The 23,134-nt window shown below is 69.0% G+C and carries 22 protein-coding genes; 7 read left to right on the top strand and 15 right to left on the bottom strand.

Features of this window, described 5'->3' with window-relative positions; genetic code table 11:
- Nucleotide 1: 1 nt before the first annotated feature.
- Entirely contained in the window at nucleotides 2–748 is a 747-nt protein-coding gene (locus FDA38_RS05645; protein ID WP_137252982.1) for a DUF899 family protein, read from the top strand.
- Here the strand turns inward: FDA38_RS05645 and FDA38_RS05640 are convergent.
- Both FDA38_RS05640 and FDA38_RS05635 read right to left on the bottom strand, forming a co-directional pair.
- The gene (locus tag FDA38_RS05640; protein ID WP_233714539.1) at nucleotides 738–1,490 is read right to left on the bottom strand and encodes a DUF1206 domain-containing protein; all 753 of its coding nucleotides are present in this window, start codon (nucleotides 1,488–1,490) and stop codon (nucleotides 738–740) included. The two genes, FDA38_RS05645 and FDA38_RS05640, sit on opposite strands and share 11 nt — an antisense overlap.
- Before the next feature lie 47 nt (nucleotides 1,491–1,537).
- The gene (locus tag FDA38_RS05635) at nucleotides 1,538–2,533 is read right to left on the bottom strand and encodes a stage II sporulation protein M (protein ID WP_137252980.1); all 996 of its coding nucleotides are present in this window, start codon (nucleotides 2,531–2,533) and stop codon (nucleotides 1,538–1,540) included.
- 73 nt (nucleotides 2,534–2,606) lie between these two features.
- Here FDA38_RS05635 and FDA38_RS05630 point away from each other — a divergent pair, with 73 nt between their 5' ends.
- Complete coding sequence (locus FDA38_RS05630) at nucleotides 2,607–3,566, top strand: RDD family protein (protein ID WP_233714538.1); 960 nt, start codon at nucleotides 2,607–2,609, stop codon at nucleotides 3,564–3,566.
- 51 nt (nucleotides 3,567–3,617) lie between these two features.
- Here the strand turns inward: FDA38_RS05630 and ahcY are convergent, their stop codons facing one another.
- On the bottom strand, nucleotides 3,618–5,054 hold the full coding sequence (gene ahcY, locus FDA38_RS05625; protein ID WP_137252979.1) for an adenosylhomocysteinase: 1,437 nt from the start codon (nucleotides 5,052–5,054) through the stop codon (nucleotides 3,618–3,620).
- 109 nt (nucleotides 5,055–5,163) lie between these two features.
- Here ahcY and FDA38_RS05620 point away from each other — a divergent pair, with 109 nt between their 5' ends.
- Complete coding sequence (locus FDA38_RS05620) at nucleotides 5,164–5,523, top strand: MerR family transcriptional regulator (protein ID WP_137252978.1); 360 nt, start codon at nucleotides 5,164–5,166, stop codon at nucleotides 5,521–5,523.
- Here FDA38_RS05620 and FDA38_RS05615 read toward each other — a convergent pair.
- The 8 genes from FDA38_RS05615 to FDA38_RS05580 form a co-directional block, all read right to left on the bottom strand.
- On the bottom strand, nucleotides 5,520–6,479 hold the full coding sequence (locus tag FDA38_RS05615) for a cation diffusion facilitator family transporter (protein ID WP_137252977.1): 960 nt from the start codon (nucleotides 6,477–6,479) through the stop codon (nucleotides 5,520–5,522). The genes FDA38_RS05620 and FDA38_RS05615 overlap by 4 nt on opposite strands.
- Nucleotides 6,480–6,513: 34 nt before the next feature.
- On the bottom strand, nucleotides 6,514–7,677 hold the full coding sequence (manA, locus tag FDA38_RS05610; protein ID WP_137252976.1) for a mannose-6-phosphate isomerase, class I: 1,164 nt from the start codon (nucleotides 7,675–7,677) through the stop codon (nucleotides 6,514–6,516).
- Nucleotides 7,671–8,747, bottom strand: coding sequence for an SIS domain-containing protein (locus FDA38_RS05605; protein WP_137252975.1), 1,077 nt, complete (start codon nucleotides 8,745–8,747; stop codon nucleotides 7,671–7,673). Before FDA38_RS05605 ends, manA begins: the two co-directional genes overlap by 7 nt.
- 9 nt (nucleotides 8,748–8,756) lie before the next feature.
- A complete protein-coding gene (locus tag FDA38_RS05600) occupies nucleotides 8,757–8,960 on the bottom strand; it encodes a Trm112 family protein (protein WP_137252974.1) in 204 nt (67 codons plus the stop codon).
- The gene (locus tag FDA38_RS05595; RefSeq protein ID WP_137252973.1) at nucleotides 8,961–10,355 is read right to left on the bottom strand and encodes a phosphomannomutase/phosphoglucomutase; all 1,395 of its coding nucleotides are present in this window, start codon (nucleotides 10,353–10,355) and stop codon (nucleotides 8,961–8,963) included.
- A 37-nt stretch (nucleotides 10,356–10,392) separates the two neighbouring features.
- Nucleotides 10,393–11,136, bottom strand: a complete 744-nt coding sequence (locus FDA38_RS05590) for a ThuA domain-containing protein (protein ID WP_137252972.1) — start codon at nucleotides 11,134–11,136, stop codon at nucleotides 10,393–10,395.
- Nucleotides 11,129–12,217, bottom strand: a complete 1,089-nt coding sequence (locus FDA38_RS05585) for a Gfo/Idh/MocA family protein (protein WP_137252971.1) — start codon at nucleotides 12,215–12,217, stop codon at nucleotides 11,129–11,131. The genes FDA38_RS05590 and FDA38_RS05585 overlap by 8 nt, the downstream gene beginning before the upstream one ends.
- 89 nt (nucleotides 12,218–12,306) lie before the next feature.
- Nucleotides 12,307–12,753, bottom strand: a complete 447-nt coding sequence (locus FDA38_RS05580; RefSeq protein ID WP_233714537.1) for a metallopeptidase family protein — start codon at nucleotides 12,751–12,753, stop codon at nucleotides 12,307–12,309.
- Between the two features lie 31 nt (nucleotides 12,754–12,784).
- On the opposite strand from FDA38_RS05580, the gene FDA38_RS05575 reads away from it, so the two are divergent.
- Nucleotides 12,785–13,168, top strand: a complete 384-nt coding sequence (locus FDA38_RS05575) for a DUF3499 domain-containing protein (protein WP_137252970.1) — start codon at nucleotides 12,785–12,787, stop codon at nucleotides 13,166–13,168.
- Between the two features lies 1 nt (nucleotide 13,169).
- Here the strand turns inward: FDA38_RS05575 and FDA38_RS05570 are convergent, their stop codons facing one another.
- The 4 genes from FDA38_RS05570 to FDA38_RS05555 all read right to left on the bottom strand — a co-directional run bounded on the left by FDA38_RS05570 (nucleotide 13,170) and on the right by FDA38_RS05555 (nucleotide 19,548).
- On the bottom strand, nucleotides 13,170–14,654 hold the full coding sequence (locus tag FDA38_RS05570; RefSeq protein WP_137252969.1) for a DUF5719 family protein: 1,485 nt from the start codon (nucleotides 14,652–14,654) through the stop codon (nucleotides 13,170–13,172).
- Nucleotides 14,651–17,566, bottom strand: a complete 2,916-nt coding sequence (locus tag FDA38_RS05565; RefSeq protein ID WP_137252968.1) for a glycosyltransferase family 2 protein — start codon at nucleotides 17,564–17,566, stop codon at nucleotides 14,651–14,653. Before FDA38_RS05565 ends, FDA38_RS05570 begins: the two co-directional genes overlap by 4 nt.
- A 170-nt stretch (nucleotides 17,567–17,736) precedes the next feature.
- Entirely contained in the window at nucleotides 17,737–17,988 is a 252-nt protein-coding gene (locus FDA38_RS05560) for a WhiB family transcriptional regulator (protein WP_020389877.1), read from the bottom strand.
- Nucleotides 17,989–18,315: 327 nt separating this feature from the next.
- On the bottom strand, nucleotides 18,316–19,548 hold the full coding sequence (locus FDA38_RS05555) for a hypothetical protein (RefSeq protein ID WP_137252967.1): 1,233 nt from the start codon (nucleotides 19,546–19,548) through the stop codon (nucleotides 18,316–18,318).
- 115 nt (nucleotides 19,549–19,663) lie between these two features.
- On the opposite strand from FDA38_RS05555, the gene cofD reads away from it, so the two are divergent.
- The 3 genes from cofD to FDA38_RS05540 are packed head-to-tail and all read left to right on the top strand — an operon-like array spanning nucleotide 19,664 to nucleotide 22,415.
- The gene (gene cofD, locus FDA38_RS05550; RefSeq protein ID WP_137252966.1) at nucleotides 19,664–20,641 is read left to right on the top strand and encodes a 2-phospho-L-lactate transferase; all 978 of its coding nucleotides are present in this window, start codon (nucleotides 19,664–19,666) and stop codon (nucleotides 20,639–20,641) included.
- Nucleotides 20,638–21,612 carry a coenzyme F420-0:L-glutamate ligase gene (locus FDA38_RS05545; protein ID WP_137252965.1) on the top strand — a complete coding sequence of 325 codons (975 nt, stop codon included), beginning with the start codon at nucleotides 20,638–20,640 and terminating at the stop codon, nucleotides 21,610–21,612. The genes cofD and FDA38_RS05545 overlap by 4 nt, the downstream gene beginning before the upstream one ends.
- 44 nt (nucleotides 21,613–21,656) lie before the next feature.
- Nucleotides 21,657–22,415, top strand: a complete 759-nt coding sequence (locus FDA38_RS05540) for a DUF3105 domain-containing protein (RefSeq protein WP_233714536.1) — start codon at nucleotides 21,657–21,659, stop codon at nucleotides 22,413–22,415.
- Nucleotides 22,416–23,134: the final 719 nt, after the last annotated feature.

The following is a 23,134-nucleotide window of genomic DNA, read 5'->3' as shown; positions in this document are numbered from 1 at the left end:
TATGAGAAAGCACGAACGAGCCGTACCGGAAAGAACTGCCCTCCCGCCGGTGGTCGATCGGGCAACGTTCGACGCGGATCTGAATCACCTGCGCGCCAGGGAGAAAGCCCACACCCGCGAGGGTGACGAGATCACGGCACAGCGCAAGAGGTTGCCGATGGTCGAGGTCGACGCGAGCATCCCGGTGACCGGACCTGACGGTCCGGTCACCCTGCTCGAAGCCTTCGAAGGGCGCACGCAACTCCTCGCCTACTACTACATGTGGCACACCGGACACCCAGCAGAAGAACAATGCCAGGGCTGCACCTGGTGCACAGGTCAGGTGCAGGAGATCTCGTACCTGCACTCGCGCGACATCACCTTCGCCGTCTTCGCCCAGGGCCCGTACGCCGAGAGCCGTGCGTACCGCGACTTCATGGGTTGGACGATGCCGTGGTACTCCGGTGTCGGGTCACTCGAGCGCTTGCTCGTCGGACGCAACATCGGCCAGATGTACCTGATCTCGTATGTGCGCCAGGGCGACCGCGTCTTCGAGACGTACTGGACGACCATGCGCGGCGTCGAGGTGATGGACAACAACTACGCGCTGATGGACCTCACCGTCTACGGACGGCAGGAGCCGTTCGAGGACTCACCGGACGGTTGGCCGAAGCAGTGGGCGACGGAGGACCCAGTACTCCCGAAGGTCATCGACGGTCGGCCGATCGCCCAGTGGTCACGAATCGAAGCGGGACGCCTCACTTCTTAGCGTTGCGCGACCAGCTGAAGCAGTACAGGCCGAACGCGGCGACGCCGAGCGCCAGCACGGTCAGCAGGACGGAACCGAACGGCTGGTCCTTGATCGTGCGCAGCGCAGTGTCGAGTCCGCCGGCCTTCTTCGGGTCATAGCTGATCGCGGCCCACGCGAACAGCACGCCGACCACGGCGAACGCGATCCCCTTCGCGACGTACCCGATCCGGCCCAACAGGATCGTCGTCTCGGAGACGCCGCCGACCAGGTCCTCGGTGAACTTCTTCGTGATGCCCTTGTGGATCTGGCGTGCACCGATGGCGATGATCGCGATGCCGACCACGATGATCAGCACCCGGCCCGCTCCGTGTTGCATGACCCGGCCGGACATCGACTGCTGCTGGCTGGTGCTGGAACCGCCGCCGGATCCGACGGCGATCTTGACCGCGCTGATGCCGACCACGAGGTAGACCGCGGCGCGGCCGATCGCGGAGAGCTTGTGCTCCATGTCCAGGTGCCCGTAGATGAGCTGCAGGGCGCGCCAGATCACCAGCGCGAACAACCCGATCGCGACGACCCACAGCAGGACGCCGCCGAGCGGTTTGCTCGCCAGCTCCTCCAGCGCGCCCTTCTGCGACGCTTCCTGGGACGACTTCCCCCAGGCGAGCTGCAGAGCGATCCATGCGATCAGCAGATAGACGACTCCGTAGGCCATCAGGCCGACAGTGATCGCCACGCCGTACGCACGGCTGTGCCTCACTTCCTGGTCCATCCTCACCCTGACCCGGTTCCCACACCGGAAACCGATCAGGCGGAGACAGGTGCGCTGGCTTCCCGGTCCGCCTCGTCGATGTCGCCGTACTCACCGTGACGGTAGGCGCGGCGACCGAGAGTCCAGACGTAGGTGAAGAAGGCCAGCTCGGCGAGGATGCCGATCGTCACGCGGACCGGTGCCGGCAGGAACGGTGTCACGAAGCCCTCGATCAGGCCGGTCACCAGGAGTACTGCGGCCAGTCCGATCGCCATGCCGATCGTGGCGCGTCCGGTCTGGGCGATGGCCTGCATACGAGTGCGGGGGCCAGGAGCGATCCAGGACCAGCCGAGGCGCAGTCCGGCCGCGGTGGCGACGAATACCGCGGTCAGCTCGAGCAGACCGTGCGGCGTGATCAGGCTGAAGAACAGGCCGCCTCTGTCGTGGCCGATCATCAGACCGGCGCTCAGACCGAGGTTGACCGCGTTGTCCCACAGGATGAAGACAGACGGCACCAGCAGGATCCCCAGTGCCAGCACGGCGGCACTGATAGTCGCGTTGTTGATCCAGACACGGAGTGCGAAGTCCTGTGCCGGGTTGTCCGAGTAGTACGACTCGAAATCGTGCTCGACCAGCTGCTTGACCTGGTCCGGCGTACCGATCGAGTCGATCACCTCTGGGTGAGCCAGCACTCGCCACGCCGTCCAGGCCGCGACCAGATAGAACAGCAGACCGATAGTGAGCCACCAACGTCTGGAGGCATACAGCGCGGCCGGGAAGCTCACCAGGAAGTACTTCGAGATGTCGCGCCAGACGGGTGCCTGCGCACCGGTCACCGCACCGCGGGCGTCGGCGATCAGGCCGGACAGGCGACCGATCGACACCGGATCGGCGCCGGCGGCTCGCAGCGCGGCCAGGTGTGTGCCGACGCGCTGGTAGAGGACCACGAGCTCTTCGGCCTCTGCACCGGACAGGCGGCGCTGGCGACGGGTCAGGTAGGCGAGGCGGTCCCACTGCGGCTGGTGCACCGATACGAACGCTTCGACGTCCACAGCTACCCCCTTCCTCCACCCGACTGCTGGCAGACTAGCCGGACGCAGTGTCTAGTCAGGAGGGGGCGACGACGTGTCTCAGCTGGTCACCGGCGAAGCGGTCGTCCTCCAGGTGCGGATCGCGCGGATGCCGACGCGGGCGCTGGCGTGCGCGATCGACGTGGCGCTGCAGGGCGTCGTACTGGTCGTGCTGATCTCGTTGCTGGCCGGATTCCTGCTCGGGAGCGAGTCCAGTGAGGCGCTGGCGTTCGCGCTGATCTTCATCGTCGTACTGCTGGTGGCGGTCGGCTACCGGGTCGTGATGGAGACGCTGACCCGCGGGCGGACCGTCGGCAAGATGGTGCTCGGGCTGAAGGTGGTGCGCGACGACGGCAGCTCGATCCGGTTCCGGCACGCGCTGGTGCGGACGCTGATGTGGTTCTTCGTCGACTTCGCGCCGTGGTTCGCGGCGTGTCCGGGGATCGTGGCGAGCCTGATGAACAAACAGGGCAAGCGGATCGGTGACATGGTCGCCGGTACGGTCGTCATCCGCGAGCGGCACCAGGCGATGGCGTCACCGCCGCTGTTCGTCCCCGGCCACCTGGTCCAGTGGGCCCAGTCGCTGGAGCTCTCGCGCCTGTCCGACGACCTGGCCAACGCGGCCCGCGACTACCTCGCCCGCTACACCGATCTCCTCCCCGGCCCGCAGATCGCCCTCGGCGAAGCCCTCGCCGCCAAGATGGCCGCCGTCACGGCCCCGGCCCCGCCGACCCCGATCATCGCCCCCGCGTACCTCTCCGCCATCCTCGCCGAACGCCGCCGCCGAGAACTCATCCGCCTCTCCACCCACCGCCCCACCCCCACCGGCCCGTTCGCCCCGTCCTACGCGATCCCCGCCGGCCCCTTCACCCCACCCAGCCCGTACGGCGCCCAGGCCCCCGTCCCCGCGCCGACCCCGTTCATCCCACCCCCACCACCCCCAGGCCCCCGCCCGCCCACCCTCAACCCCCAAGGCTGGGCCACCCCCGGCAGCAACGAATCCCAGTGGTCCTGAGAACAGCAAAACGCCCCGCAGGAACCTGCGGGGCGTTTGCTGTGGGGGGAATCAGTAGCGGTAGTGCTCGGACTTGTACGGGCCTTCGACCGGGACGCCGAGGTAGGCGGCCTGCTCCTTGGAGAGTTCGGTCAGCTTGACGCCGAGGGCGTCGAGGTGGAGGCGGGCGACCATCTCGTCCAGGTGCTTCGGCAGGACGTAGACGTCGGTCGGGTACTCCGCGGTCTTCACGAAGAGCTCGATCTGGGCCAGGACCTGGTTGGTGAACGAGTTCGACATCACGAACGACGGGTGGCCGGTCGCGTTGCCCAGGTTCAGCAGGCGGCCCTCGGACAGGACGATGATCGTGTGGCCGTCCGGGAACCGGAACTCGTCGACCTGCGGCTTGATGTTGACCCGCTCGACACCGGCGGTCTTGTACAGGCCGGCCATGTCGATCTCGTTGTCGAAGTGGCCGATGTTGCCGACGATCGCCTGGTGCTTCATCGCGGCCATGTGGTCGGCGGTGATGACGTCCTTGTTGCCGGTGGTGGTGACGAAGATGTCACCGATGCCGACGACGTCGTCCATCGTGCTCACCTGGTAGCCGTCCATCGCGGCCTGCAGCGCGCAGATCGGGTCGATCTCGGTCACGATCACCCGGGCGCCCTGGCCGCGCAGCGACTCCGAGCAGCCCTTGCCGACATCGCCGTATCCGCAGACGACCGCGACCTTGCCGCCGATCAGTACGTCGGTGGCGCGGTTGATGCCGTCGATCAGCGAGTGCCGGCAGCCGTACTTGTTGTCGAACTTCGACTTGGTCACCGAGTCGTTCACGTTGATCGCCGGGAACAGCAGCGCGCCGGCCTTGTGCATCTCGTACAGCCGGTGCACGCCGGTGGTGGTCTCCTCGGTGACACCCTTGATGCCCTGGCCGATGGTGGTCCACAGCTGCGGCTCCTCGCGCAGCGTGCGGGTCAGCAGCGACAGCACGACGGCGTACTCCTCGGAGTCCGCGGTCGACGGGTCCGGTACGGCGCCGGCCTTCTCGAACTCGGTGCCCTTGTGGACGAGCATCGTGGCGTCGCCGCCGTCGTCGAGGATCATGTTCGGACCCTCTTCACCGGGCCACTTCAGCGCCTGCTCGGTGCACCACCAGTACTCCTCCAGCGTCTCGCCCTTCCAGGCGAACACCGGGACACCGGCGGGGGCGTCGGCCGAACCGTCCGGGCCGACGACGACCGCGGCCGCGGCGTGGTCCTGGGTGGAGAAGATGTTGCAGGAGACCCAGCGCACCTGGGCGCCGAGCGCCACCAGCGTCTCGATCAGCACCGCGGTCTGGATCGTCATGTGCAACGAACCCATGATCCGGGCCCCGGACAGCGGCTTGCTGTCGCCGTACTGCTCGCGCATCGCCATCAGGCCGGGCATCTCGTGCTCGGCCAGCCGGATCTCCTTGCGCCCGAACTCGGCCAGGCCGAGATCCGCCACCTTGTAGTCGAAGGTCATGCCGCTCCCCTGAAGACTGTGATTGGTACTCGCACGAGCCTAGAGGGGCGAGGCACGCGGTTTGATCGCTCCGGGCGCGATTTTGACACCGAAATGTCAAGATTGAGATATGCGCATCACCGAGGCCGCTCGCCAGCTGGGTACCACTCCACGCATGCTGCGCTACCGGGAGGCGCTCGGGCTGCTCCCGCGGTCCCGGTCCGAACACACGGCCCAGCGCCAGTACGACGACCGCGACCTGGCCGCCGTGCAGCTCGCGCTCGACCTCGAACGCCGGTACGACGTGACGCCGGCGGCGCTGGCGTTCGCGCTCCGGGCCCTCGCCGAGCCGTCCGTGGCCGCCGACATCCGCAACCTCGGCTACCGCACCGGCCGCCTCACCGCACCCCCGACCCAGGCCCAGATCGACCGCGACCGCGCCCTCAGATGGCTTGGTAGGTCGGGTGTGCTCCCACCCAAGCAGCGCTAGTGCGAGGGAGCCTCGGGTACGGCGGGGCGTTCGTCGGGGACGTGGTTCTCGTCGAAGACGTCGGGCTCGAGGTAGATGTGCTGGCTCATCGGCTCGGCCGCGCGGATGGCGCGCTCGGCGGCGTCGATGGTCTCGGCGACGACGGCCGCGTCGGTGGTCGGCTCGACCCCGACCTTGGCAGCGACCAGCACCTCCTCCGGGCCGAGGTGCAGCGTCTTGATGTGGATCAGCCGCTGGACGCCGGGCGTGTTCTCGATCGCGGCGACGATGCGGTCCTGGGACTCGCGGGTCGCGGACTCACCGAGCAGCAGCGACTTCATCTCGATCGCGAGGAAGATCGCCACACAGACCAGCAGCGCGCCGATCGCCATCGAGCCCAGACCGTCGAACACACCGTTGCCGGTGACAAGGGTCAGTACGACGCCGATCAGCGCCAGCACCAGACCGGTGAGCGCGGCGAAGTCCTCCAGCAGGATGACCGGCAGCTCCGGCGCCCGCGCGTTGCGGACGAACCGGACCCACGGAACCTTCCCGCGCAGCTTGTTCGCCTCGACGATCGCGGTCCGGAACGAGAAGCTCTCCATCGCGATCGCGAGCACCAGCACCGCGACCGGGACCCACTTCCAGTTGTCGATCCCGTGCGGGTCGTGCACCTTGTGGTAGCCCTCGTACAGCGCGAACAGACCACCGACGCTGAACAGCACGATCGACACGATGAACGAGTAGACGTACCGCTCCCGGCCGAACCCGAACTGGTGCAGCTCGTCCGCGGCCCGCTTGGCGCGTTGGCCGCCGACCAGCAGCAACACCTGGTTGCCCGCGTCGGCGAGCGAGTGGATCGCCTCGGCCAGCATCGACGCCGACTGGGTCAGGGCCCAGGCGGCGAACTTGGTGACCGCGATCCCGGTGTTCGCCAGCAAAGCCGCGACAACGGCCTTGTTTCCGCCACCAGCCATGGTGTTCAGGTCCTCCCAAGGAAAACTGCAGAGATCAGCGGGCCGACACGACGAACGCCGTGCCAGAACCACGCAAGATACAGGGTCCTTCGGGTCCCGCGGCGAACGCGGACTGCCCCGCGGACAGTGTCACCGGGGTCACAACGGATTCTTTGCCCGCAGCATCGATCGTGCCCGCGACACAGCAGATGATCCGCGGCCCGACACCCTCGACGGTCTGCTCGCCACCATCCAGCTCGACCCGGTGGACCGCGAAGTACTCGCACCCTGTCTCGTAGACACCCTCGCCGTCAGCGGTCAGCACCGGGTCCGCCAGCGGCTCGAAGTCGACCACCGAGACGAGCTCCGGTACGTCGACGTGCTTGCTCGTCAGTCCACCACGCAACACGTTGTCGGAGTTCGCCATCACCTCGAACCCGAGGCCGTGCAGGTACGCGTGCACATTCCCGGCCGGCAGGTACACCGCGTCGAACCGCTCCAGACGAACCCGGTTCAGCAGCAACGCCGCGAGTACGCCGGGATCGTCCGGGAAGTCCGCGCACAACTTCGACAGCGTCTCCCGCTCCAGCGGGAAGGCTTCCCCGTCGTACTGCGCAACCGCCTCGCCGAGCGCACCGACCAGCGGACGGATCGCGTCCCGGTCGGCGCTCATGAAATCGGTGAACGCCTCCCGCAGCTTCCCGTCCCGCAGCCGGTCGGTCAGCTCACCGAAGCCGGCCGGCCCCAGCGCCTCGAGCAACGCGATCGTCCGGTCCAGCGGACGGAAGCCCACCAGCGCGTCGAACGGCTCGAGAGCGATCAGGATCTCCGGCTTCGGCCAGGCGTCCTTGTAGTTGCGGTCTCCGGCGTCGCGCGGAATCCCGGCCGCCTCGTCCCGCTCGTACCCGTCGATGGCCTGGTCCCGCGAGGGATGCGCCTGGATCGACAACGGCTGCCCGGCCGCCAGCAGCTTGGCCAGGAACGGGAACCGGCCCTCGAACCGCTCGGCCGTCTCCTCGCCCAGCACCGCGGCCGGGTCGTCCGACACCACGTCGTACAGCGTGTCGCCGTTCGGCAGGACCGACGGCGCGGATTCGTGCGCGCCCATCCACATCTCGGCCTGCGGGTTGCCGTCCGGCGCCACGCCGAGCAGCTCGGGGAGCGCGGTCGCCGAGCCCCAGGCGTAGTCGCGGATCGTGTTCTGCAGCGGGACTACCACGCCGGGTCCTCCGAGGGGATCCCTGGCTCGACCGGGTCGGTGTCGGTCGCCGTACCGTAGCGGCCGAGGCCGATGCCGAGGTACGCCGCGGCGTAGCGACCGTGCTGGGTCAGAGCGGCGTACCGCGCGATGTCCGTGCCGCTGGCCTGCCGCACCGTGAACACGCGGACGTCGTGCGCCTCGGCCTTCCGCTCGAGCTTGCGGTGGTGCTCGGCGACGCCTTCGTCCTCCACGCCGTCGTCCAGGATGACCAGCGCGGGCCGAAGCTCCGCAGGCTTGTCGAACGGGTCCGCGAACAGATCCCGCGGCGGCTGGTTGAGCACCGGCAGCAGATGGCCTGTGTCAGCGGCCAGTGCGGGCCGGCCGCTCGCCAGCCGCAGCGCCTCGACCACGCGACGAGCTGCACGCGCTGCGAGGACAGAACCGCCCCACACCAGCGGCAGCGCGTCCGCGAGGATCAGCGCGAGGTCCTTGGCGGGGTTGGAGGCTACGTCGTTGTTCGGCGAGCATTCGATCGCGACGTCGTCCAGCATCGACGCGACGGACTTGTGGTCCACCTCCGGACCGAGCTCCAGCTGGTGCAGCGCCTGCAGTACCGCGACCGCCGACGCGAGCTGGTCGTCGGACTGGGACGGCAGCCGGATCGCGTGCCGCAGACCGGCCGAGGCGATCGCCACCGGCGAGTCCTCCGGCGCAGCCACCAGCAGGCCACAACCACGCCGTACCGCTTCGGCTGCCGCCGAGACCGCGTCAGCGTCCTCGTTGGCTCCGCCGAGTACGACGACCATGTCGAGCGGACCGGCCCAGCCGGGCAGCCCCGGACCGGGCCAGGCGAGGAACGGGACCGGGCAGACCGGCTCCAGCACGGCGCGGACCAGGCGGGCGTCGCGACCGGCGGCCACCACCGCGCGCGGGCGGAAGCCGTCCGACGTCAGGTTGGACAGCACGTCCTCGGACGCTTCCAGCTCGGCGCGGACGCGAGCACCGGCCATGGCCAGGCGGCGGAGCAGGTGGTCGGCCGCCCGGAGGGTGGCCGGGTCGTCCAGTCGGGTGTCGTCGAAGACGCTCATAGCTCTCCGTCAGCTCTCTGTCGCGGCCGTTTCCCTGGTGTCCCGGGCTTCGTCGATCAGCAGCACCGGGATGTCGTCACGCACCGGGTAGGCCAGCGCGCAGCCGGCGTTGGTGCAGACCAGCTCGTTCGCCTCGTCGTCCACGCGGAACTCCGACCGGCACTTCGGGCAGACCAGGATGCTCAACAGGTCCGGGTCCAGATTGACTGCCATTCAGTTCTCCTCCACCGATGCGCCGGTGATCAGGGCCAGTACTTCGTCACGGACACGCTCCATCTCGGACCGGTCCGCGGCCTCGACGTTCAGCCGCAGCAACGGTTCCGTGTTCGACGCACGGACGTTGAACCACCACTGTCCCGCCGACACGGTCAACCCGTCCAGATGGTCGACGGTCACGCCGTCCATGTTGCTGCCGCCAGAATACGTATCTTCGATCGCCGCGACCGTCGCCGCCGCGTCCGCGACCTTGTTGTTGATCTCGCCGGACGCGACGTACCGCTCGTACTCGGCGAACAGCTCGCTGGCCGGCTTGTCCTGCTCACCCAGCGCGGCCAGCACGTGCAGCGCGGCCAGCATGCCGGTGTCGGCCCGCCAGAAGTCGCGGAAGTAGTAGTGCGCGGAGTGCTCGCCGCCGAACACCGCGTCGGTCTCGGCCATCTTCTGCTTGATGTTCGAGTGCCCGACCCGGGTCCGGACCGGGACGCCGCCGTGCTCGGTGATCAGCTCCGGGACCGCCTTGGAGGTGATCAGGTTGTGCAGGATCGTCGAGCCGGGGTGCTTGGCCAGCTCCCGTACGGCGACCGCGCCGGTGATCGCGCTGGGCGAGATCGGGTCGCCCTTCTCGTCGACCACGAAGCAGCGGTCGGCGTCGCCGTCGAACGCGAGCCCGAGGTCGGCGCCGGTCTCGCGGACCTTGGCCTGCAGGTCGACCAGGTTCTTCGGGTCGAGCGGGTTGGCCTCGTGGTTCGGGAAGTTGCCGTCGAGCTCGAAGTACATCGGGATGATCGTCACCGGGCCCTTGGCGAACACGGCCGGGACGGTGTGACCGCCCATGCCGTTACCCGCGTCGACGACCACGGTGAGCGGGCGGATGCCGTTCAGGTCGACCAGGTCGTGCAAGTGGTCGGCGTACGCCGTGAGCAGGTCCTTGTGGGTGACATGTCCCGTTGCCGAGCTCGTTGCCGGGCCTTCGGTCAGGGCCTTCGCGACCAGGTCGGCGATATCCCGCAGACCCGAGTCGGCACCGACCGGCGCGGCACCCGGGCGGCACATCTTGATGCCGTTGTACTTCGCCGGGTTGTGGCTCGCGGTGAACATCGCGCCGGGCAGGTCGAGCCGGCCGGACGCGAAGTACAGCTGGTCGGTGGAGGCCAGGCCGATGTCGATCACATCCGCTCCGGTGCTGGTCACCCCCTCGGCGAAGGCAGCTGCCAGGCCCGGGCTGGACGGTCGCATGTCGTACCCGATCACGACCGCCCCCGGACCCGCGAGGACGTCCAGGACCTCGACGAACGCGGCGCCGGTCGCCCGGGCCACTGATTCGTCCAACTGGTCCGGGACGACCCCACGCACGTCGTACGCCTTGAAGATCGCCGCAACGTCAACCATGCGTGGACCCTATCCGGCCCACGCACGATCCTGTATTTCAGGCCTTCTCGAACCAGCCGATGTCCTTGCGGTGGTGCACCGTCGGCAGCTGGCGCGGGACGACCGGGGCGGCCCACTTCGCGGCGTTGGCGAGGATCTGCTGGACCTCGGGCTGGTGGTACGTCGGGTACTCCTGGTCGCCGGGGCGGAAGTAGAAGACCCGGCCCTGGCCGCGGCGGTAGCAGCAGCCGGAGCGGAACACCTCGCCGCCGGTGAACGAGCTGACGAAGACCAGTTCGTCCGGCTGCGGGATGTCGAACAGCTCGCCGTACATCTCCTCCCGCTCGATCACCAGCGGGTGCGGGATGCCCTGCGCGATCGGGTGGCCGGCCGCGACCGTCCAGATCAGCTCGCGGTCGTTCTCGGCGCGCCAGTCGAGCGAGCACGTCGTACCCATCAGCTTGATGAAGATCTTGCTGAAGTGCGCGGAGTGCAGCGCGATCAGGCCCATGCCGGACAGCACGTGCTGCTGGACCCGCTCGACGATCGCGTCGTCGACGTCACCGTGTGCGGCGTGCCCCCACCAGGTGAGTACGTCGGTGTCCGCGAGCACCTCCTCGGTCAGGCCGTGCTCCGGGTCCTGCAACGTGGCGGTCCGTACGACGACGTCCTCGCCCAGCTTGGCGCGCAGCGCGGCGGCGATCGTCCCGTGCATCGTGTCCGGGTACACCTTGCGGACGGACTCGTCCCGGCCTTCGTGGACGTTCTCGCCCCAGACGGTGACGCGAATCGGATCAGTCATGCAGCACAACCTCTCGTCCCGCCTTCGCCGAGGCGTAGCAGGCGTCGATGACCTCGGTCCGCAGCAGCGCCTCGGACCCGTTCTGACCGTCCCAGTCGCCGCTCTTGACGATCCGGACGAACTCCCGCACCACCGCACGGTGGCCGAGCCCGGCCCCGGTCGCGGGCTTCACCTCGGCCGGCACCCCGGCCACATCGGTGAAGATCCGCAGCGTGTCCACGGTGGTGTAGTTCTGTACGTCGATCTTCGCGCCGCCCTCGGTGCCGAACAGCTCGATGCCGAAGTTGTCGCCCGGTGCCCGGAACGTCGCCCAGCTGGTCTCCAGCTGCAGCGCGCCGCCGCCCTTCAGCCGCAGGTACGCCGTCGCCAGGTCCTCGACCTCGAACTTCGAGCCGAGCGTGTCGACGGTCGGCCGGTCCGGGGTGCTCGAGCTGCCCTTGCCGCGCGGACCGAGCTCGGCGAACGTATTCGCCGACACCGTCGTCACCTGCGGCTCGCCCAGCAGGTGCAGCGCCATGTCGAGGATGTGGACGCCGAGGTCGATCAGCGGACCGCCACCGGACAGCTCGCGGTTGGTGAACCAGCCGCCCATGCCCGGGATGCCGTTGCGGCGCATCCAGTGCGCCTTCGCGTAGTAGATCCGGCCGAGCTGGCCCTCGTCGATCTGGTGCTTCAGCGCCGCGACGTCACCGCGCTCGCGGTGGTTGAACACGACCTTCAGCACCCGGCCGGCCTTCTTCGAGGCCTCGACCATCGCCGTACCTTCGGCAACCGTCCGCGCCAGCGGCTTCTCGGACAGGACATGCAGGCCCTTCTCGAGCGCCTTCAGCGCGATCGGGGCGTGCAGCTGCGTCGGCGTACCGATGCTGACCGCTTCCAGGCCCTCGGTCTCGAGCAGGTCCTCCCACTTCTCGTAGAGATGCGGTACGCCGTGCTTCTCGCCCAGGCTGGTCAGGATGTCCTTCTCGAGGCCCGCCAGCGCGACCACCTCGACATCGGGCAGCTCGGAGAACGCCTCCAGCGCCGTCCGCCCGGCGAAGCCCAGCCCGACAACTCCGACCCGCAGTCTTTGATCGTTCACAACTACGATCCTCTCCCGATGACAACGACGGACACAAACCCCTTCCCACAGTACGGAACACGTTCGAACACCGCCGGGAGCGGGGTGTCCTAGTCGTCGTCGGCGTCGAAGTCCGGGTCGATCTGTTCCGGGGAGAGGGCCAGTACGTCGGCCAGTTCGAGGACGAGGGCGCTGCGGACCAGCCAGGACAGGGCGGAGCCGGAGCGTTCGGCGCGGAGCTCGATCGGGCGGCGGAAGACGACGATCCGGTACGGCTCGTGCGACGTCCCGCCGGTGGCGTGGGTGAGCGGGATCTCGGTGGCGTCGAGCTCCAGGTTCGGCACGTCCTCGATCGCGAACTCGACCCGCGCGACCACCTGCGGCAGCCGCTTCTCCAGCCGGGTCACCTCGATCGCGACCACCTCGTCGAACTGGGCCGAGCCGGACCGCTGCAAGGGCAGACCGCGCGGCGCGAACTTGCTCGGCCGGCTGATCGGGCCGAGCATTCCACGTCCGTGGCGGTCGATGTGCCTGCGATGACGGCGAGCCTCGGTCACACCCTCAGCCTAGTGGGCGTAATGTCTGGTCGTGAGCATCGCCAGGATCTGTTCGCGCGCCGGGTGCCAGAAGCCTGCCGTATCGACGCTCACCTACGTGTACGCCGACTCGACCTGCGTCATCGGTCCACTGGCCACGTACGCCGAGCCGCACTGCTACGACCTCTGCGCCGACCACGCCGACCGTCTGACCGCCCCGAACGGCTGGGAAGTCATCCGGCTCGCTCCGGACCCCGCGGCCGCCGGCCCGTCGTCCGACGACCTGGAAGCGCTGGCGAACGCAGTACGGGAAGCAGCGCGTCCGTTGCCGCGTCGTGAGCCAGGCGCGGGTACTCCGGGAGCACCTGTCGAGGTAGCCCGCCGAGGCCACCTGCGAATGCTGCAGGACCCCGGCGCCAACACCTCCGAAGGCTGACCTACCGCAGCGCGGCGCTGATGTCCGGCTGCGCACCCAGCTGAGCCCGGAACACCAGCGAGGTCGTCAACGGCCACGCAGCCACCTGCGCCACGTCATCCTTCGCCGGCTTTGCTGCCGGCATCAGCGTGACGCCGGCGACAACAGTCCCCCGCGTCTGCTGCACCATCAGGTACGTCGGTCGCGGTTGCGCCGGGAGCGACACCTGCGTCGTCGCACCCCCGACCACATCGAGCGCCCGCGTCATCAGCGCCCGCCCGGCCACATCGCGCAGCTCGAACTTCACGCTCCCGGTCTTCCCCGGCGCGGTCACCTGCAGCACGGCCGGCTGCTTGTGCGCCGGCAGCACGAGGTACGCCGGACCGGTCAGCGCATCGGCCGACCCGATCGACGCGAACTCGGTCCGCGCCGCATCCGTCATCCGCATCGACGCGGTCACCGGCTGATCCGACGTCACGGTGATCGCACTGGGGTCACCGTGCAGCACCGGGTCAAGCATGATCGTCTTCACAGAGCCGGCCGCGACCTGCACGGTCTCCAGACCAGCCGGCTTGAACGACCCGTTCGGCCCGTTGATGCTGAGGCTTGCGGTCGCCTGGAGGTCCGACGGGTTGGCGATCGACAGAATCCGCAGTCCGCCACCGGGCGCGACCGCAGGCACGAAGACCTTGGTTGCGGGCGCGGCCGACGTGTTCAGCCAGTCCACTCCGGCAGGCACGTTGTCCCCGGTCAAGGCATTGGAGCGTACGGCGGCCGACACGCGACCACCGGTCGACTCCACGTGCATGGCGATGTCGCGAAGGTTCGGAGCGATCTGCTTGAGGAACAACGGGAACGTGCCGCGGGCAGGTACAACGATGCCGCGCGCGGCAGGCAGGTCCTGCTGACCGGACCGCGCGTACACGGTGACGTTCACCTCGGCGTTGACACTGTCCAGGTTCGTCAGCACCAATACGTCGCGTCGATCACTCGCACCGGACGCACCGACGAACCAGAAGTCCGATCCGGGCTGCTGGCACGGCACGCTCGCCATACCGGCGTTCACACCGTCCTCAGAGGTCGTCGTGCTCGTGCCGACCGTACCGGCGGCGAGTGGGCCGGCGCCCTGGATCGACAGCGGTTCCGGCTTCACCACCACAGCGCTCGAACCGATGAAGCCGCGCCTGAGGATCGAGCCGACCGGGTTGGACGTGGCCGGGAGCGGCGCGATCGTCAAGGGTTGTGCACTGCCGGCCGCGGTCGGCGTACCTTCGGGCAGCGTCGGCGACACACCGTTCACCACGCTGGCCATCTTGCCGCCGGCTGCGAGCACCGGGCACGACAGCGCCGTACGGTTCACCACTGTGCGGGCCGGCTCGGTCGTAGCGGCCGCCGGACTGGTGTCCGGCTGCTTGGGATGCGTGACCACGGCGAGCCCGGCCAGCACCGCCATCGCAAGGATGACGGCCCCGAGCCGGAGACGCGGGTCGGACAGCAACCGGCTCACCGCGGGTCCCTCCTTGCGTGCGTGCCATGCGGCACGGCGACCGTCCGGCGAACTGTCGGCAGGCAGAACACCAGTGCGATGATCCAGCCGATCAGACCGAGGATGCGCCAGACCGTGTGCGTCTGGTCGTTCAACGGCGTCTTGCCCTCGATCTTCGACCGGTCCACCAGCCACGACGCGTCACCGTCGTTCGCGCTGGCCCTGGTCAGGCCGGGCAACGAGTCGAGTGTGGACGCCAGCGTCGGATCCACCGGACCGGGCAGGTACACGTAGTCGATCGCAAGGCCGGCCAACTGCCGACCTTCCTCACCACTGCCGCCACCGCCGAGGGTCGCCAGCACATCAGTGATCGGCTTGGTCTGCGCAGCGGTCGGCGCCGCCTCCAGCGCACCCATCCGCGGTCCGCCGTCCTTGACCAGCGAGAACCGCATCTGGCCGGCCGGCGCCTTCCGCACCACCAGGATCGACTGGTTTTCCGGCGGATCCTGCGAGGACACCAGGTACGCCGGGAGGTCCTGAGCAGGCCCGCTCCACAACGGACCGTCGGTCCCACGCACCAGCCAGAAGCCTGCTGTCACGACGGTCGTCAGCAACACGATGCCGAGCACGCCTTGCACGATGATCTCGGTGGACTTGCCGACCGAGTCCCAGGCGACCGTCACGGCGATGATCCAGCCGGCAGTCATCAGGAACATCAACGGCCCACTGCCACCGCCGAGCCGGCTGGCAACCAGCGTCCCGGCCAGACCGGCCAGTGCGGCAAACCAACCGAGCAGCTCGTACCGCTGGCGAGACTCACGCAGCAGACTGACCAACGCCACCAGAATCAGCGGTACGGCGAACCACCACGGCGCCGGCGCACCAACCGGCGTACCGGTCAGCAGATGCTGCAGGCTGTCGCCCGGACCGACCGCAGCGGTCGGCGGACCGCCCGCCTCCTGCCCCAGCTTGGACGGGTGCTGGATCAGGTCGATCGTCCACGGCAGAACGAGCAGCAGACCCAGTACGACGGAGAACACCAGCTGCCGGCCCTGTCGACGCCAGCCGAGCCCGAACACTGCGCCGAGCACGAGGATGATCGCAATCAGCAGACCAAGAGCCGGCGTGAACGCGAACAGCACGGCCAGGCAGATACCCGCGAACCACGCGGCCCGCCAGCTGCCCTGAACGTAGACACGCCGACGCCGAGCAACAGTGTGTACGGCGGCACCGAGCAGCGGCAGCACGATCGCCGCCACACACGTCCCGAGCCGCCCCTGCGAGATAGCGCCGTTCGTGAACACCGCCAGCCCGTACGCCGTTGCGCCCCAGGCACGTGCGACGCGGTCGACGACGAACGACCGCAGCATCGCCCACGCAGCCAGACCGGCCAGCGGAACCGCGCCCAGCAGAAGCAGGTTGGTCGCGCCGGACGGACCGAACATCACCGTCGAGAACGCCCAGAGCTGAGCCAGCCAAGCAGGCGGAGTCACACCGGGCGGAGCAGAAGCTGCGGCATGCCACAGCGCTGCGATGTTCTCGTGGGCCGGGAGCAACAGGTTGGACCTGAGGAACCCGCCGCCGATCAGATCGCGCGCAGCAATCAACGCACCGATCGCCAACACGACCCACGCGACGAGGAACGGCCTGCGAATCAGCTGACGGCGCCAGCGCGGCTGGTCGACCGCCACGCGGGCCGTGGACTTCGCTCGCCGGGCAGTGGTGACGACCTGCTCTTCCGGCTCGTCCGCCCAGGCTTCGCGGATCCGCTCGGAGATCGTGCTGGTCGTTTCCTCCAGGTTGTGCCGCAATGCGTGCACCGACCGGGAGAACAGGCTCTTGATGCTGTCGTACGGGACCTGGTCGAGATTTCGCCTGCTCTTGCGGGCCTGCGTCCAGCCACCGGCGAGCAGCGTGCCCAGCAACGCAGTCCACTCGTCGACAGCACCTGACGGCGTCTTGCCGATCAGGAACCAGATCGAGCGAAGCACAGTGCCGAACAGGAACCGCAGGATCAGCAGCGGCAGCAGCTTGCCCGGTGCGTTCGCGAGAACGGTGTAGTAGGCATGCGCGCGGTCCAGCTGGTACGCGTGCCGCCTGGTGCCGGCCAGCGCACGCTCGCCGGTCGCAGCGGCCTGTGCGTGGTAGATGACCGCGTCGGGCGCGACGCCGACGTGGTACCCCGCGCGGCTGGCGCGCCAGCCGAAGTCGATGTCGTCGCGGAACATCGGCAGCCGCGGGTCGAACCCGTGCAGCGCCTCCCAGACGTCGCGACGGACGAGCATGCCGGCCGAGCTGACCGCGAGCACGTTGCGGGGCTGGTCGTGCTGGCCCTGGTCGAGCTCGCCGGCCTCGATGCCGGTGTCGCGGCGGCCGCCGAGCGACGTGGTGACGCCGACCTCGAGCAGCTCGCGATCCCGCGGCCACAGTCGCAGCTTCGGGCCCCAGACGCCGGTGGCCGGCGACATTGTGGCCTGAAGCAACAATTTCTCCAGGGCCTTCGGGGCCGGCGCGCAGTCGTCGTGCAACAGCCACAGCCACTCGACCACGGGCATGTGCCCGTCATCGCCGTACGGACCGACGGCGCTCGGGATCGGCGCGAAGCCGTGTGCCTCGAGGCCGCGGGCAACCGCCATACCGAAACCGGTGCGGGCCGAGACGCTGACGACCGGCTCGACGCCGGGCATCGCGGCGAGCAGTTCAGCGGTCTCGTCGGTGGATCCGGTGTCGACCGCGATCAGCCGGTCCGGCCGCGGGTTGAGCGCCCACAGTGCCTCGGACAGTCGCGGCAGCCAGGCCGCGCCCTCGTGACCCACCACCACCGCGGTGACGACATGCCGGACCCGCGGTCGACCCATCGGGTCGTCGATGTGATCGGTCGGGAAGTCGACGGAGTCGAAGAATTCCCAGCCGGCCGGAGCTTCTTGTTCCATGCGGAGCTGTGACACCTCGATGCTTGCGGACGGTCACCGTGACCCGCAGGTCCCGGCGAGGACTCACCATACAGCCGCCGATCGAGTGCACGGAAAGCCGCGGGCCCCGGGCGACGTTCGCCCGGGGCCTCGCGGAAGTCCTGATGTTGTTGTGCTCTGGTTACCGACGGTCAGACGGCCTTCTTCTTCAGCTTGCGGCGTTCCCGCTCCGACAGGCCGCCCCAGATCCCGAAGCGCTCGTCGTTCTGCAGCGCGTACTCGAGGCATTCGCCCCGGACGTCGCAGCCGAGGCACACCTTCTTGGCTTCGCGGGTGGAACCGCCCTTCTCCGGGAAGAAAGCCTCTGGATCGGTCTGGGCGCACAGCGCCCTTTCCTGCCAGTTCGGCTCCTCCTCGATCGCCTCACCGTCGACAATCGCCATCAGCTCTGTCACGGTACGACCTCCTCGACCCTGTTCGTTCCCCTGTACATGTGGGTTTGCGGTCCACATGCCTGACCTCGTCCGTCCTGCGCTCTGCAACGGTCCCCGATACCGAGTGTCCAACGAACGACACGGTTGAAATTACATTCCTGCAATCCACGAAAGTCAAGCCGTGCTCTGCTATTGGGATCATCCGCAACATGGCCGCAAAAGAACGAGAGGCCTGTGGATACAGGCCTCTCGCGCTGTGTGCCCGGGCTCAAACCTCGTCGCGCCGGGATTTTTCTACTAGCTGGGCAAGGGCTTGCCGCCCAGATCCCTTCCCTGTCAGGAAGGCTGGGACCACCAGCCCTGCTGGCCCTGGCCCTGCTGGTTCGGGTCGTTCTTGTCCGGCTCGACGCGCGGGTCGACCCGGGTCTCGTCGGCGGGCTCCGTCTGCGCGGGCTCCGACGCGGCCGGCTGCTGCTCGGCGGCCGGGGTCTCGTCGGCCTGCCAGGCCTGCTCCTGCTGCCACGCCTGCGGCTGGGCGTCGGACTGCTCGTGCGACCCTTCCTCGGCCACCGGGTGCTCCGGCTGGCCCCACTCCTGCTGACCAGGCTGAGCCGGCTGGGCCTGCCCGTACTCCTGACCGGCCCACTGCTGCTGGCCGGCCTCTGCGCCGCCCCACTGCTGCTCCTGCGGCCACTGCTGGCCCTGCTGGGCCTGGTCCTGGCCGCCCCACTGCTGCTGGCCTTCGGCGCTCCACGGCTGCGTCGGCTCGGCGCCCTGGCCCTCAGCGGACCAGGCTTGCTGCTCGCCCTGCGGCTGACCGGCAGCGTGCTGCGCGGAGTGCTGCGCCTCGGCCTCACCGGCCGACCACGCCTGCTGCTCGCCCTGGTTCCAGCCCTGCTCCTGCGGCCACTGCTGCTGCTCGCCCTGGCCCGCGGCGTACCCACCGGCGGCACCGGCAGCGGCGTATCCGCCGTACTGGCCCTGGCTCTGGTCGTACTGTCCGCCGTACTGCTGGCCCTGCTGGGGGTAGCCCGGCTGGCCCTGCTGCGGATAGCCCTGCTGGCCGTACGGCGCGGTCTGGCCGTACTGCTGGCCCTGCTGCTGGAACTGGCCCGGCTTCGGCGCCCGCACCGGCGCGGGCAGCGACTGGAAGGTCTTCAGGATGTAGAGACCGGCAGCGCCGTACAGCGCCAGGCCGCCGAGCGCGTAGATGAAGCCGACGATCTTCATGCCGGCCGTGCTGGTCTCGTTGAAACCGGCGAACGCGGTGATCAGACCGATCAGCCCGGTGACGCCGATGATGACGAGCGCCGCGAGAGCGACGGTGCGCGCGTTCGGGGTCCGCTCATCTTCGTTGACCAGCCAGACGGCACCGACCAGGACGAGGAGAATCACCAGCCCGGAGATCGAGGGTGGGGTGACTACGCCTTGCACTGTGCCTGCGGCGGCCGTGAAGCCGGCTCCGCCGACGAACAGCCGGATCAGCGAGGCCAGCGCGAGCAGGCCGGCGAATGCGAGCAGGATGTACGCGACCGGCTCTCTGAGCTTCTTGGTTGCGTCGGTGACCACGAGGGCTCCTCGGATGTTGGGGGGCCGTACAACTGAGCTGTGCGGATGGTTCGGACCCCCCGCAGCATAGTCCCGCGGTGGTTCGACCGATTGACGACTCGTGCAGACTCTTCCCATGCGATTGACAGTGCTGGCCGGTGGCATCGGCGGTTCCACCTTCCTGCGCGGGCTGCTCCAGGCCCGGCCGGACGCCGAGATCACCGTCGTGGGGAACACCGCGGACGACATCACCCTGTTCGGGCTGCGGGTCTGCCCCGACCTGGACACCGTGATGTACACGCTCGGCGGTGGCATCTCGGAGGAACGTAAGTGGGGCCGCGAGGACGAGACCTGGGTGATCAAGGAGGAGCTCGCGGCGTACGGCGTCGAGCCCACCTGGTTCGGGCTCGGCGACCGGGACGTCGCGACGCACCTGGTGCGGACGCAGATGCTGGACGCCGGCTACACCCTCAGTGCGGTCACCGAGGCGCTGTGCACGCGCTGGAAGCTTCCGGTGCGGCTGCTGCCGATGAGTGACGACCGGATCGAGACGCATGTGGTGGTGGAGGACCCGGACCAGCCGGGGCGGCGCAAGGCCATCCACTTCCAGGAGTACTGGGTCCGCTGGCAGGCGGAGATCACCGCGCACCAGATCGTCGCGGTCGGCGCGGACAAGGCCAAGCCGGCGCCCGGCGTACTCGAGGCGATCGCGGACTGCGACGTACTGATCATCCCGCCGTCCAACCCGGTGGTGTCGGTCGGCACGATCCTCGGCGTACCCGGTGTCCGGGACGCGGTCCGGGAGACCAAGGCCCCGGTCATCGGGCTGTCGCCGATCATCGGCAGCGGTCCGGTCCGCGGAATGGCCGACAAGGTGCTCGCCACGGTCGGTGTAGCGTCCACAGCGTCGGCAGTCGCGCGGTACTACGGTTCGCGCGCGACCGGCGGCGTACTCGACGGCTGGCTGATCGACACGTCGGACGCGATGCAGGCGGATTCGATCGCCGGCGCCGGAATTCATGTCCAGGCCGTGCCGTTGTGGATGACGGACGAGACCAAGACCGCCGCGATGGCTGACGCGGCACTGAACCTCGCGGAGGCCGTGCGGCAATGAGGAAGCACCTGGAGATCTTCCCGGTGACCGGACTGCCGGAGGTGGCGGCCGGGGCGGACCTGGCGGCGCTGATCGCCGACGGCACCGACCTGCGCGACGGCGACGTCGTCGCGGTCACGTCGAAGATCGTCAGCAAGGCGGAGGGCCGGCTCACGCACGGCACCCGCCAGGAGGCCATTGACGCCGAGCTGGTGCGGGTCGTCGCGCAACGCGGCGAGACCCGGATCGTGCAGACCCGGCACGGCCTCGTTATGGCCGCCGCGGGCACTGACACGTCGAACACAGCACCCGGCACGGTCCTGCTGCTCCCGGTCGACCCGGACGAGTCGGCGCGGGTACTGCGGACCGCGTTGAAGGAGCGGTACGACGTCAACGTCGGCATCGTGATCACCGACACACTGGGCCGCCCGTGGCGCAACGGACAGATCGACCTGGCCATCGGTGCCGCGGGTGTGCGGGTCATCGAGGACCTGCGCGGTACCACCGACAGCCACGGCAACGTCCTGGCTGTGACGGAACCGGCGCTGGCGGACGAGATCGCCAGTGCGGGTGAGCTGGTCAAGGGCAAGGCGGACGGGGTGCCCGTCGCCGTACTGCGTGGGCTGGAGGACGTCGTACTGCCGGTCGGCGAGCACGGGCCGGGCGCGCGGGCGCTGGTGCGGGACGCCGAGTTCGACATGTTCAGCCTGGGTACGCGGGAGGCGGCGCGGGCCGCCGTACTGTCCCGGCAGGAGCCGTCCGGTCCACGCGAGGTGGATCCGGCGGTGTGGGCCGGGTTGCTGCGCGACGTCGACGACGTACGGCTCGAGTTGGGTGACAACGCTGTCACGATCTTTGGTGCGGAGCCGGTGACGGTCGGGGTGATCGCGGAGAAGCTCGCCGTACTGCTGCACGCGGAGGGGTACGGCGTGACGGTGCGGCCGGGGCCGGGCGCTGAGGCGACGGTCACGTTCGGCTCACGGTCGCGCTAGTTTTCTAGGCAACTTCTTAGGGTTGCCTCGTACACTGCCTTCGCATGGCGGCGCGGTGGCCGCCCTTAGCCGGGAAGACCAACACTGTGGGTAAAGCGTCGTCGCAGAAGCAGTCGCGCCGCGAGATGATCGAGAGGATGCAGCGCGAGCAGTCCCGGTCGGACCGCCGCCGCACCATCATCATCGTGGTGTGCTCGATCGTGGTCGGCCTGGCGATCATCGCCTACCCGGCGATCAAGCTGGTGCAGGACTCTCGGACCAAGAACCAGGCCCTCACCGACTTCGGCGTGGCCGCCTCCGCGGCCTCCTGCGACCCGGCCACCAACGACGCGGCCGGCGGCACCCAGGACCACCGCCCCGACGGCGAGAAGATCCTGTACTCCGTCTCCCCGCCCTCCTCCGGCCCGCACTACGCGGTCTGGGCGCCGTTCGACAAGAAGTTCTACTCGAGCAGCGACCGCCCGCCGGTGGAGAACCTGGTCCACAACCTGGAGCACGGCTACACGATCCTCTGGTACCGCGACACCATGCCCAAGGACCAGATCGACCAGATCGAGAAGCTGTCGAAGTCGAAGCTCCCCGACAGCTCGATCGGCAAGTTCATCGCGGCCCCGTACAAGCAGTCGGAGGGCAAGGGCTGGCCCGACGGCAAGAACCTCGCCTTCGCCCACTGGAGCGGCCCCGGCGCCGACCAGAAGTCCTTCGGCCATCGGCAGTTCTGCGGGTCTGTCAGCGGAGATGCCCTGAAGCAGTTCATGGAGAAGTACCCAGCCACCGACGCCCAGGAGCCCAACGGCGGCTGATGCCGTAAGCCCATCGCGGTGCTCGTGCGGGTGTGGTCAGCCCATCGCGGGGCTACGCGCGGCTCGTTCCTCGCCGTGCTCCGCGCCGCACCCGCCCACCCCCGGGCTTATCGCCCGGAGCATCCATTCCGGCTATCGCCGGGATCTTCCGGCTACCGCCGGGGCTTCCGGCTCTCGCCGGGGGTTTCCGGCTTCCGCCGGGAGTGGCGGGCTGCCGCCCGCGGGTGAGTACTAGGCGGGGCCTGTGGGTCGGGGCGAGCTGTGGTGGTGGGTGGATGTGGTCAGCCCATCGCGGGGCTACGCGCGGCTCGTTCCTCGCCGTGCTCCGCGCCGCACCCGCCCACCCCCGGGGCTTATCGCCCGGAGCAACCCTTCCGGCTACCGCCGGGACCTTCCGGCTATCGCCGGGGACTTCCGGCTTCCGCCGGGACCTTCCGGCTGTCGCCGGGGGTGGCGGGCTGCCGCCCGCGGGTGAGTGCTAGGCGCGGGCCCGTGGGTTTGAGCGAGCTGTGGTGGTGGGTGGATGTGGTTGTAGGCCACGCGGCGCGCTACTCGCCTGCAGGCGGGTGTTAGGCGCAGCACGGGCAACGGGGCGAGCTGTGCTCGTGTACGGCTCGTGGTGCGGCAACTGAAGCGTGCTGCGGCGATGGCCTCGATCGCCCACGACGGAACGCCGCCCCACGATCCGCCTCGACGAACGCGGACCGGGCGTCACCACG

Source organism: Kribbella jiaozuonensis (assembly GCF_005233875.1).
GTDB classification, from domain to species: domain Bacteria; phylum Actinomycetota; class Actinomycetes; order Propionibacteriales; family Kribbellaceae; genus Kribbella; species Kribbella jiaozuonensis.
The sequence above is the reverse complement of the archived record's forward strand: the minus strand, read 5'-3'. Positions and strand labels throughout refer to the sequence as shown.

Bases quoted from the DNA above. Each gene is read 5' to 3' on its own strand.
- FDA38_RS05645 (WP_137252982.1), top strand. From the start codon at position 2: ATGAGAAAGCACGAACGAGCCGTACCGGAAAGAACTGCCCTCCCGCCG.
- FDA38_RS05600 (WP_137252974.1), bottom strand. From the start codon at position 8,960: ATGGCAGTCAATCTGGACCCGGACCTGTTGAGCATCCTGGTCTGCCCG.
- FDA38_RS05620 (WP_137252978.1), top strand. From the start codon at position 5,164: ATGCGCATCACCGAGGCCGCTCGCCAGCTGGGTACCACTCCACGCATG.
- FDA38_RS05540 (WP_233714536.1), top strand. From the start codon at position 21,657: ATGGCGGCGCGGTGGCCGCCCTTAGCCGGGAAGACCAACACTGTGGGT.
- cofD (WP_137252966.1), top strand. From the start codon at position 19,664: ATGCGATTGACAGTGCTGGCCGGTGGCATCGGCGGTTCCACCTTCCTG.
- FDA38_RS05595 (WP_137252973.1), bottom strand. From the start codon at position 10,355: ATGGTTGACGTTGCGGCGATCTTCAAGGCGTACGACGTGCGTGGGGTC.
- FDA38_RS05560 (WP_020389877.1), bottom strand. From the start codon at position 17,988: ATGGCGATTGTCGACGGTGAGGCGATCGAGGAGGAGCCGAACTGGCAG.
- FDA38_RS05565 (WP_137252968.1), bottom strand. From the start codon at position 17,566: ATGGAACAAGAAGCTCCGGCCGGCTGGGAATTCTTCGACTCCGTCGAC.
- FDA38_RS05545 (WP_137252965.1), top strand. From the start codon at position 20,638: ATGAGGAAGCACCTGGAGATCTTCCCGGTGACCGGACTGCCGGAGGTG.
- FDA38_RS05615 (WP_137252977.1), bottom strand. From the start codon at position 6,479: ATGGCTGGTGGCGGAAACAAGGCCGTTGTCGCGGCTTTGCTGGCGAAC.
- FDA38_RS05605 (WP_137252975.1), bottom strand. From the start codon at position 8,747: ATGAGCGTCTTCGACGACACCCGACTGGACGACCCGGCCACCCTCCGG.
- FDA38_RS05590 (WP_137252972.1), bottom strand. From the start codon at position 11,136: ATGACTGATCCGATTCGCGTCACCGTCTGGGGCGAGAACGTCCACGAA.
- ahcY (WP_137252979.1), bottom strand. From the start codon at position 5,054: ATGACCTTCGACTACAAGGTGGCGGATCTCGGCCTGGCCGAGTTCGGG.